The sequence below is a fragment of the Mycobacterium sp. TH-M11 genome, from assembly GCF_057473725.1.
Map to the genome: position 1 here is coordinate 1 of NZ_JBYCLD010000316.1, position 3,004 is coordinate 3,004.

The 3,004-nt window shown below is 63.6% G+C and carries 3 protein-coding genes; all 3 read left to right on the forward strand.

Going from position 1 to position 3,004, the window contains the following annotated elements:
• Nucleotides 1-356: 356 nt before the first annotated feature.
• The 3 genes from AC2VOG_RS12965 to AC2VOG_RS12975 all read left to right on the forward strand — a co-directional run bounded on the left by AC2VOG_RS12965 (nucleotide 357) and on the right by AC2VOG_RS12975 (nucleotide 2,816).
• On the forward strand, nucleotides 357-920 hold the full coding sequence (locus AC2VOG_RS12965) for a hypothetical protein (protein ID WP_486940303.1): 564 nt from the start codon (nucleotides 357-359) through the stop codon (nucleotides 918-920).
• A 124-nt stretch (nucleotides 921-1,044) separates the two neighbouring features.
• Complete coding sequence (locus AC2VOG_RS12970) at nucleotides 1,045-1,473, forward strand: type II toxin-antitoxin system Rv0910 family toxin (RefSeq protein WP_486940304.1); 429 nt, start codon at nucleotides 1,045-1,047, stop codon at nucleotides 1,471-1,473.
• A 38-nt stretch (nucleotides 1,474-1,511) separates the two neighbouring features.
• Nucleotides 1,512-2,816, forward strand: coding sequence for an NAD(P)/FAD-dependent oxidoreductase (locus tag AC2VOG_RS12975; RefSeq protein WP_486940305.1), 1,305 nt, complete (start codon nucleotides 1,512-1,514; stop codon nucleotides 2,814-2,816).
• The last annotated feature ends 188 nt before the right edge of the window (nucleotides 2,817-3,004 follow it).

The window sequence follows — 3,004 nt, forward strand, 5'->3', positions numbered from 1 at the left end:
GTTTGGTATCTGCGCGCCCGTTCATCAGCGGCGCAACACTCGACAAGTCCCGACGCCCTCGTCGACACTAATCATGTTGTTTCTCAATATGATTTCGCTATTCTCCCCGAATTCTTCTGACCAGCAGAGCTTTGTCGCGCGGTCCGTTACACCATCGATCCGGCCTTTGCGGTCGGCGAAGTGGCGTCCCAGCAGCCACCAACATCACTTCTGCACAATGGGGCAGTGCGCACTTAATCCGACTGGTGACAGCGGCAGGGTGGATCCGGCGGGGCCGCCTTGGCCGAACTCGTCGACGCTGCGACACGGCAAGATCAGCCGCGGTCCGGGAAGCGGACGTGAGACCGTATTCACTTATGCATGGCCACGAGTACATGAGTTACGAATCGTTCGGGCGGCGCTTCTTTGAGGTAGCCGTCACCGAAGAGCGGGTCGCCGCCGCATTCGCGGCGATCGCCGGCAGCCAGTTCGAGATGCCGCCGATGGCCCAGGGCCCCGGCAAACTCGCCAAAGTCAGCGCCGCCGTCACTATCAAGCAGCCGAAGGTGACGCGCAATGTCGCCGACAGCATCACCTTCGACATCCATATCCCGCTGCTGATCGATCTGCTCGTCGATCTGCGAATCGACAAGCAGCGGTTCACCGTTGACGGCGACATCGCGCTCACTGCTACCGCTCGGGCGGCCGCACCGCTATTGCTGATCGTCGACGTTGCCAAGCCACGCCCGAGCGACATCGGTGTCCATGTGTCGTCGAAGACTCTTCGGGGCGAGATCGTGCGCATCATCGGCGGCGTCGACGCCGAGATTCGGCGGTTCATTGCGCATTACGTCAGCGAAGAAATCGACGCGCCTCAATCGCAGCAGGCCCAAGTGATCGATGTTGCAGACCAGCTCGATCAAACGTGGAAGGGCATCTGACCCGAGAATTGACGGTTCATAGCAGGCACGGCGGGGTATAACGCGGCAGGGCGTATCAGGGCGGGGGGGTATGTCGCGCCCGCGCAGGCCCGAGATGTCCGCAACAACAGGGGAGTGAGACGACGTGGCTCAAGTCGACGTCTCGACGACATCCGATCTGTCACCGCAGTCCGCGTGGAAGCTCGCGTCGGACCTGGGGCGCTTCGATGACTGGATGACGATATTCGGCGGGTGGCGCGGCGAAGTTCCCGCGACCATCGAAAAAGGCACTCGGGTGTCATCGTTGATCAAGGTCAAGGGATTTCGGAACGTCATTCACTGGGAAGTGACCGAATACGACGAGCCGCACGAGATCGAGCTGACCGGTCGTGGACGCGGCGGCGTGCAGATCACGGTCACCATGCGGGTGACCGACAGTCAACCTGGATCGACGTTCGACCTCACCGCCGCGTTGGGCGGCGGAGTTCTCAGCGGCCCACTCGGCACGCTCGTCGCTAGGGTCATAAAGTCGGACGTCCGCAAATCCGTGTGTAACCTCGCTGCCCTGCAGTGATGGGTTTCAGGTCGCGGGCCGGTGGCTACAAACATGGGGTGACATCGGTCGTGGTGGTGGGCAGCGGATTTACCGGCTTCGAGTGCGCGCGGCGGTTAGCTCGCCGATTGCGCGGGAGCGACGTCGACGTGACGATCGTGTCGCCGGTCGACTACATGCTCTATACGCCGCTGCTACCCGACGTGGCGGGCGGCGTGGTGGACGCCCGATTCGTTGCCATCCCGCTTGCGGGAACGCTCAAGGGCGTACGCGCCCTTCGCGGCCGGGTTGACCGCGTCGATTTCGACCAGCACCGGCTGCAATACACCGATCTCGAACAGCGCACCCGTGAGCTGCCCTGGGACAGACTGGTATTAACGCCAGGATCGGTCACCCGGTTGTTCGATATCCCCGGATTGCCTTACCACGCACGAGGTCTGAAGTCGACCGCCGAAGCTTTGTACCTCCGTGATCATGTCCTGGAGCAATTGGAGCTGTCCTGTTTGGAAGGCGACGCCGGGTTGGCCCAGGCTCGGCGCACCATCGTGGTCGTCGGCGCCTCGTACTCTGGGACCGAACTGGTGCTGCAGCTTCGCGCACTGGCCGAGGCCGCAGCCAAACAGCTGGGTTTCGACCCGGCGTCGGCGCGATTTTTGCTGCTCGACCTCGCTGAGCAAGTGATGCCGGAGGTCGGCGAGAAGCTCGGCGCTCGTGCACAGCGGGTATTGCGAAAGCGTGGCGTTGACGTTCGATTGGGGTTGACCCTCAATGAAGTTCACCCCGACCATGTGGTTCTCAGTGACGACACCCGGGTCGACACATACACCGTCGCATGGGTAACCGGCGTGACCGCGGCGCCGCTGATCGAGACACTCGGTCTGCCGACCGAAAAGGGCCGGCTCAAAGTGCAGACCGACCTGACCGTGCCCGGACATCCCGACGTCTTCGCCGCCGGTGACGCGGCGGCGGTGCCCGACGTGACCCAGCCCGGCAAGATCACCCCGCCGACCGCCCAGCACGCCACCCGTCAAGGAAAAACGCTCGGCAACAACGTCGCCGCCAGCCTCGGCTACGGGAAAACACGCGGATATCGGCACCACGACATGGGATTGGTGGTCGACCTGGGGCCGCGGCAGGCGGTGGCGAACCCGCTGAAGATTCCGCTGTCAGGATTCCCGGCCAAGGTGGTCACCCGTGCCTACCATTTGTACGCCATCCCTCGCGGCGTCAACCGCTGGGCGGTCGCACTCGCCTATCTGACCGACGCCATGTTCGCGCGCTCGGTAATATCGCTGGGGCTCTCGACCCAGAGCGATGCCGAATTCTCTACCAGTGAGGGGATTCCGCTCCCAGAGACCGGGTGACGGTACCGCTTCGGCCGTCCGAGCGGGCCACGTCGAGGCGGGGCGACTTGCAACCCCGGCGGCCGCTGACCTCAGGGCTGAGCGGGCCGGACCCGACGGACTGGCCGAATATCGATCGCGTCAATCGTCAACTCTCGCCGACAGATCCGCCAGCCCGCGGCGCCGGTGTGCCGATATTCGTCGGCGTA